The sequence below is a fragment of the Nostoc sp. CALU 1950 genome (assembly GCF_051172895.1).
Classification (GTDB): Bacteria; Cyanobacteriota; Cyanobacteriia; order Cyanobacteriales; family Nostocaceae; genus Nostoc; species Nostoc edaphicum_A.
Window position 1 is genome coordinate 21421 of record NZ_JBDNJQ010000111.1, and the last position, 6453, is coordinate 27873.

Annotated in this window: 4 protein-coding genes; 3 read left to right on the forward strand and 1 reads right to left on the reverse strand. The window is 44.0% G+C overall.

What is annotated here, in order from left to right; genetic code table 11:
- Window positions 1-196: 196 nt before the first annotated feature.
- From mfd to ABF638_RS25400, 3 genes are all read left to right on the forward strand, one after another.
- The gene (mfd, locus tag ABF638_RS25390) at window positions 197-3778 is read left to right on the forward strand and encodes a transcription-repair coupling factor (protein WP_435025686.1); all 3582 of its coding nucleotides are present in this window, start codon (window positions 197-199) and stop codon (window positions 3776-3778) included.
- A gap of 120 nt (window positions 3779-3898) precedes the next feature.
- Window positions 3899-5284 (forward strand): AAA family ATPase, encoded by a 1386-nt coding sequence (locus tag ABF638_RS25395; protein WP_435025687.1) that lies wholly within the window; start codon window positions 3899-3901, stop codon window positions 5282-5284.
- Window positions 5284-5847 (forward strand): hypothetical protein, encoded by a 564-nt coding sequence (locus tag ABF638_RS25400; protein ID WP_435025688.1) that lies wholly within the window; start codon window positions 5284-5286, stop codon window positions 5845-5847. Before ABF638_RS25395 ends, ABF638_RS25400 begins: the two co-directional genes overlap by 1 nt.
- A 241-nt stretch (window positions 5848-6088) precedes the next feature.
- Here the strand turns inward: ABF638_RS25400 and ABF638_RS25405 are convergent, their stop codons facing one another.
- Window positions 6089-6394, reverse strand: coding sequence for a DUF29 domain-containing protein (locus ABF638_RS25405; protein ID WP_435025689.1), 306 nt, complete (start codon window positions 6392-6394; stop codon window positions 6089-6091).
- Between the last annotated feature and the right edge of the window lie 59 nt (window positions 6395-6453).

Consider the following 6453-nt stretch of genomic DNA (forward strand, 5'->3'; position numbering starts at 1 on the left):
GTATCTAGTATTAAAGGTGTTTTGATAAATGCTTTGACTGTACACAAAGTAATAGTTATAGTTCTTAAGTTTATTAGTCGCTGTAGATTATTCTTCCACCGAAGGAATAAGAAGGCTGTTAACACTTTTAAAATAGTTGACATAAACTGCCTCAAGACTTGCTGACCCACAAAGACTCCCATCGCTAGTAGTACTTATGTCATTTTCTTCTATTGTGCGTGCCTTAGGCCGATCGTCGCTCACTACTGAATTTATTTCTAAGCTGAATCGACAACAAGAATTGCGGTTAAATGGCATTCCCAGACTGCCCAAATCTCTGGTGGCTTCGGCATTAGCACAGGCTCAGGGCAAGGATTTGTTTGTAGTTTGCGCCACTCTGGAAGAAGCTGGACGCGTTTACGCACAACTGGAGGCAATGGGATGGCAAACAGTACATTTTTACCCCACCTCCGAGGCTTCTCCCTACGAACCTTTTGACCCGGAAACTGAGATGAGTTGGGGGCAAATGCAGGTATTGGCAGATTTACTCAAAAATCAAGAGTCATTAGTCATTAGTCAGTTGTCATTAGAAACAAACCAAGAACAAATGACAAAGGACAAGGGACAAAGGACAAATTTAGCAATTGTGGCTACTCAAGGGGCGCTGCAACCTCATTTGCCTCCACCAGAAGCTTTTGAGCAATTCTGTCTTACCCTGAAAAAGGGGATGGAATTAGACTTGAATGCTTTCAGTGAGAAGATAACTATTTTGGGGTACGAAAGAGTTCCTTTGGTGGAAATGGAAGGGCAATGGAGTCGGCGGGGCGATATTGTTGATGTGTTCCCGGTTTCCTCTGAGTTTCCAGTCCGATTGGAATGGTTTGGTGATGAAATTGAGCAAATACGGGAATTTGACCCCGCAACCCAACGTTCTGCCCTCGACAAAGTTGACCAGTTAATTCTTACCCCCACTAGCTTTACTCCCATCGTCATGGCTGCACTGAAAAATAGTGCTGAGTTTGGAGTGCTGAGTGCTGAGTCAGAATTGAATTCAGCACCCAGCACTCAGCACTCATCGCTGATTGAAGGTAGTCGTCGCTTTTTGGGGTTAGCGTTCGAGCAACCAGCATCTCTGCTAAACTACTTAGCAGAAAATACCCTGATTGCCATTGATGAGCCAGAGCAGTGTCATGCTCATAGCGATCGCTGGGTAGAAAATGCCCAAGAACAATGGGGAATAGGGAATAGGGAATGGGGAATAGGGAATGGGGAAGAATCTACGTCTACTCCCGTAACATTGCCGAAAATTCACCGTTCGTTTGATGAGTGTCTGGTTGATGTTGCCAAGTTTAAAACATTATATTTATCGGAACTTTCAGAAGAAAATAGTGGGATAAATCTTGCCAGTCGTCCTGTTCCAGCTACGCCGCACCAGTTTGCTAAACTAGCTGAAACCATCCGCCAAGAACGCGATCGCAATTTCTCGATTTGGCTGCTTTCTGCTCAACCTTCGCGTTCCGTCTCGCTGTTGCAAGAACATGATTGTCCGGCTCAGTTTATCCCGAATCCCCGCGACTACCAAGCGATTGATAAGCTGCAAATTAACCATATTCCCATAGCCCTAAAATATTCTGGGCTTGCGGAACTAGAAGGTTTTATCCTGCCTACGTACCGCTTGGTAATCGTTACAGATCGGGAATTTTTTGGGCAGCATTCCTTGGCGACTCCCGGCTATATCCGCAAGCGCCACAAAGCGACTTCTAAGCAAGTTGATCCCAATAAGCTGCGTCCAGGCGATTATGTAGTTCACAGAAATCATGGTGTTGGCAAATTTGTCAAGCTAGAAAGCCTAACAATTAATAACGAAACCCGTGATTATTTGGTGGTGCAGTATGCTGATGGGTTACTTAGAGTTGCAGCCGATCAAGTAGGTGCTTTATCTCGGTTCCGCGCCGCAGGGGATAAAGCACCAGAACTCAATCGGATGACTGGTAAAGCTTGGGAAAATACCAAGAATAAAGTCCGCAAAGCCATTAAGAAACTGGCGGTGGACTTATTGAAACTGTATGCAGCGCGATCGCAACAACAAGGTTTTAGCTTTCCAGGTGATATGCCTTGGCAAGAAGAACTGGAGGATTCTTTTCCCTACCAAGCCACAACGGATCAACTCAAAGCTGTCCAAGATGTGAAACGAGACATGGAAAGCGATCGCCCAATGGATCGCTTAGTTTGTGGCGATGTCGGTTTCGGGAAGACGGAAGTGGCGATTCGTGCTGTTTTTAAAGCAGTCACCGCCGGTAAACAAGTGGCACTCCTTGCGCCGACGACCATTTTAACACAGCAGCACTACCATACACTCAAAGAACGTTTTGCACCGTACCCGGTAAATGTCGGTTTGCTCAACCGTTTTCGGTCTGCTGAAGAACGCCGTGATATTCAAAAGCGATTGGCAACTGGTGAATTAGATGTAGTAATTGGCACGCACCAACTTTTAGGTAAAGGTGTGACATTCCGCGATTTAGGACTATTGGTAGTAGATGAAGAACAGCGCTTTGGGGTGAACCAAAAAGAGAAAATTAAAAGCCTGAAAACTCAAGTGGACGTGCTTACCCTCTCAGCTACTCCCATTCCCCGGACTTTGTATATGTCCTTGTCGGGAATTCGGGAAATGAGTTTGATTACCACGCCACCTCCAACCAGACGCCCTATAAAAACTCATCTGTCACCGATTAATTCCGAAAGTATCCGCACTGCAATTCGTCAAGAATTAGACAGAGGTGGACAGGTATTTTATGTGGTTCCACGGGTGGACGGAATTGAAGAGACAACAGCCAATTTGCGAGAAGTCATACCGGGAGCTAGATTTGCGATCGCTCACGGTCAAATGGATGAAAGCGAGTTAGAGTCAACCATGCTCACTTTCAGCAATGGCGACGCAGACATCCTCGTTTGTACGACAATTATTGAATCTGGCTTGGATATTCCACGAGTCAACACCATTTTGATTGAAGATGCTCACCGCTTTGGTTTATCACAGTTGTATCAATTACGCGGTCGTGTGGGACGTGCAGGTATCCAAGCTCACGCTTGGTTATTTTATCCGAAACAGCGGACGTTATCTGACGCGGCACGGCAACGATTAAGAGCAATTCAGGAATTTACTCAGTTAGGTTCTGGATATCAGCTAGCGATGCGCGATATGGAAATCAGAGGTGTGGGTAACTTGCTAGGTGCAGAACAATCTGGTCAAATGGACGCCATCGGTTTTGATTTGTATATGGAAATGCTAGAAGAAGCAATTCGGGAAATCCGAGGACAAGAAATTCCGAAAGTGGAGGATACCCAGATTGACCTTAACCTGACGGCATTTATCCCCGCAGATTACATTACCGATTTGGATCAAAAGATGAGTGCTTACCGGGCGGTAGCTACAGCCAAATCTAAATCAGAATTAAAGCTAATTGCAGCCGAGTGGAGCGATCGCTATGGTACTTTACCTGTTCCTGCAAATCAACTTTTGCGAGTTATGGAACTCAAACAGCTAGCAAAAAAACTCGGATTTAGCCGCATTAAACCAGAACAAAAGCAGCACGTCGTTTTAGAAACACCAATGGAAGAACCAGCTTGGAATTTACTGGCGGCGAATTTACCAGACAATCTCAAAACGCGCTTTGTCTATTCTCCTGGTAAAGTGACGGTGCGCGGGTTAGGAGTTTTTAAAGCAGATCAACAATTGCAGAATTTGATTGATGCTTTCGGGAGAATGCAGGGTGCGATTCCAGAGGCGGCTATTGTTTGATCAGTGTTTCCGTCTGAGTAAATAGTTAGACCTCTAAATCCCTGTGGGGATATGATTTAAAGGTTAATGCTAAAGTGTTATCACTCAAGGGTAGGGGATAATTGCTAAAAGAATACGGCAATGAAAATTAAAGTCAAAAATCTTGGTGCTTTAAAGCAAGCCGAATTCACACTTGGCGACCTGACAATCATTTGTGGCTGCAATAATACAGGCAAGACTTACGCTACTTATGCGTTGTTTGGCTTTTTGTCTACTTGGCGACGAATGTTTGCGATCCAAATCAACACCGATAAGATCAAGCAGCTACTTGCGGACGGTGTAATTCGTCTTGATATACAAGAATATATTAAACAGTCCGAGCAGATTGTTGCTCAAGGTTGTCAGGCATATACCCAGCAATTACCAAAGATTTTTGCAGCACGGGCAGAACGATTTAAAACAACAGACTTTCAGGTAAGTCTCGACATCCAAAATATTAGTTTAGCGGGCAGATTTAATCGGGAAATCGCCTCCGGCGAGGCATCACTTTTCTCTATTACCAAAAGTGAAGAAAGCACAGAATTAGTTGTAACTCTGCTTGTTGAGAAAGAGAAGGTAAAAATCCCCCCCGATATCCTTGAGCGTATAATTGCTGACGCACTAAAAGATATCATTTTTGATCAGTTTCTTCCTAACCCTTTCATCGCTAGTGCAGAACGAACCGGTGCTGCCATTTTTCGCAAAGAGTTGAATTTCGCCCGCAATCGCTTGCTCGAAGAAATGGGTCAGACTGATAAAAACATCAATCCAAGAGAGCTTCTATTTAAGGTATACCAGGATTATGCGCTTCCAGTAGAAAAAAATGTGGATTTTACGCGGGAACTGGAGACAATTTTCCAAAAAAGCAGTTTCATAGCAGAGAACCATCCCAATGTGTTGGCTGATTTCGCCGACATCATTGGTGGTAAATACACAGTCACCCGTAATGATGAACTTTATTATGAGCCAAAGGGTAAACGGATCAAACTTTCTATGGATGAAAGTTCTAGCGCCGTGCGTTCGCTACTAGATATAGGCTTTTATCTGAGACACGAAGCCCAGCTTGGTGATTTACTGATGGTGGATGAACCTGAACTGAACCTACACCCCGAAAACCAGCGCCGCGTCGCACGGCTATTTGCCCAACTGGTGAATCTGGGCATTAAAGTTTTTATCACCACCCACAGTGATTACATTATTAAAGAATTGAATACGCTGATCATGCTTAACCATGATAAACCGCATCTCAAGCGAATTGCTGAAGAAGAAGGTTATCGGGCAGGAGAACTGATCTCTTCTGAAAACATCAAAGTCTATATCGCGGAAGAAGCACCGATAATACTAGAGGGCAAAAAGAGAAAAACTAAATGCCAGACTCTGACATCAGCCGACATAGATCCAGAACTGGGTATTGAAGCCCGCAGCTTTGATAAAACTATTGAAACTATGAACCGGATTCAGGAAGCGATTGTCTGGGGTGAGGAGTAATGTCTGATATTGCTATCCTCAAAGAGATGATCAAGGAAACCGCGATAGTAGCATTAGAAAATCGGCACAACAAAATGCAGGTCACACTCACAGAGGCTCCGCCCGCCAACTATTCCATCACTATTAATGGAATGCCTGATGATGATAATGTCATTGTAATTAAGGCAGATGCTTTTAACTCACCAAAAACAGTCTTTAAAGGAAAGTTTGGTGAATGCAAGCGTGCTGATTTTGTCATTGTTGCTGATACTGAGAACAAAAAGATTATCCTTTGTATTGAAATGAAAGGAGGTAAAGGAGGATCGGAAACAGAAATCATTCAGCAACTTAAAGGAGCGCAATGTTTTGTTGCCTATTGCCGAGAAATTGGTCAGTCATTTTGGAAGCAGCAAAATTTTCTCACTGATTATATGTATCGTTTCGTCAGCATTAGGGAAATTAGCATTTCCAAGCAAAAAACACGCACTGAGCGCCCAACGAGCAATCATGACCGTCCAGATCGGATGCTAAAAATTAGCTCACCAAATTACCTTAACTTTAATCATTTGATCGCAGGAAGATAGGTAATGGCTCTTTATATATAAAGACCTCCCAACTTTCCCCACACTATTCTATATCCAATAATTCGCTGGTTTCTGGTGGTGCGATCGCAATCGGATTAGCAAGTTGCGTGGTATGAGAATCCGCCGCACCAGAACCTAATATACTCGGCTGGATTGCAGAGTATATTAGGTTCTGGTGTTCTAGGTGGCTCCATCTCTCGGTAGGGACGCTACAGTTTATCTATCTGTGTTCAGCATCAACTTACTGCTCTGATTCATCCACTAACTTGCTTGGTTCACCGGGGTAAAAATCATAGTCCACAATCTCTGATAAACTGTAAGGACACTCTACCGGAAAAGCCCGCTTGGGCAAATCTGTTTCTCCAACAGCTAATTCGACACTTTTAAGGTAGGCTTTGCGAAGTGCTTCTTCAAGGTAGGGTTTGAGGCTAGGATTGTCTTCGAGCAGTTCAGCAATATCTAAGCGTTGAATCCGGAGTGTTGCTAACCAGCTACGGCTACGGCGTTGAGATTGGTACTGCCATTTTAGTAAATGTCCAATCAACACACTTAGGAACGTGGATTAAATAAGATCCAGAAATTGAGGATGCAATGATAGGCTGAAGT